Origin of the sequence: Micromonospora sp. M51, from assembly GCF_018070305.1 — a bacterium.
GTDB classification, from domain to species: Bacteria; Actinomycetota; Actinomycetes; order Mycobacteriales; family Micromonosporaceae; genus Micromonospora; species Micromonospora parva.
The window spans coordinates 1-1063 of record NZ_JAGPXZ010001235.1 but is presented as its reverse complement, the minus strand read 5'-3'; the positions used below and the strand labels follow the sequence as shown (position 1 = coordinate 1063).

General features: G+C 72.4%; 1 protein-coding gene. It reads right to left on the bottom strand.

Annotated elements, in window-relative coordinates:
* A partial coding sequence (locus KBX53_RS33940; RefSeq protein ID WP_210863922.1) for an ABC transporter substrate-binding protein occupies nucleotides 1-1063 on the bottom strand: 1063 nt, incomplete at both ends.

The window sequence follows — 1063 nt, the reverse complement described above, 5'->3', positions numbered from 1 at the left end:
CACCTTGGCGTGCCCCCTCGGCGGCGGCGCGGGCGCCGGCCCGAGCAGGTCGGCGATGCTGGTGCCGAACGCGGCGGCACGTCGCTGGGCAGCGTCGGTGATGCTGCCCTCGGCGTAGCGGCGCACGGCGGAACTGGCGTTGAGCCCACGCTCGTGACCGAGGACGGCACCGACCTCACCGTTGTTGGTCAAGAAGTTGATGACGTCGGCGACCGTGTCCGGGTGGCGGGTGCCCCGGAACGCCGCCCAGTACATCGACGCCCGTGCCCACTGGGCGCCCGGCGGGCCGGGGAAGCCGACGATGCCCAACTCCGACTCGGTGAGTCGTTGCAGCTCCGGTAGCTGGTGCGACCAGGCGAAGGACGCGGCGGTCGCCCCGCTCACCACCAGCTGTCGGGCCGGCTCGCCGCTGTCGGCCTGCTCGACCAGCGCCGCGCTCGGCGTGGCCCGTGCCCGGCGAGCCCGCTGCCACAGCTCGAACCACGCGATCAGCTCGTCCGCGCCGAAGCCGAGCTGGTTGCCCCGGTAGAACTCGCCACCCTGCGCCCGCAGCCAGAGCCAGAGCGCCCGGTAGTCGCCCGACCCGTCCATGGTGCCGGCCACCCGCCGGTCGCTGACCTCGGTGACCTCGGTGGCCCAGGAGATGTAGTCGGCCCAGGACATCCCGGCCCGTGGCTCCGGCACCTGCAGCTCCCGCAGCAGGTCCCGGTTGAACACCACGACGGCGTGGGTCTGCCCGGCGGCCACCGCCATCGTCCGCCCCTCCACCGTGCCGTAGCGGATCAGGCCCTCCGGCAGGCCCCGAAGATCCAGGTGCCGGTCGGTGAGGTCGAGGATGACCTGACGTCGGGTGTACTCCGTCAGCATGGCGTCGTCGATCTGGATCAGGTCCGGTACGTTCCCGCCGCCCGCCTGGGTGGCCAACCTGTCGTAGTAGCCGTCGGCGCCCTGCCAGGTGACCCGGAAGGTGACCCGGGGGTTGCGGGTCGAGTACAGCTGGAGCGCCTTCTCGGTGAGCGCGGCCCGGTTGGCGTCACCCCACCAGAAGACCGACAGCTCGACG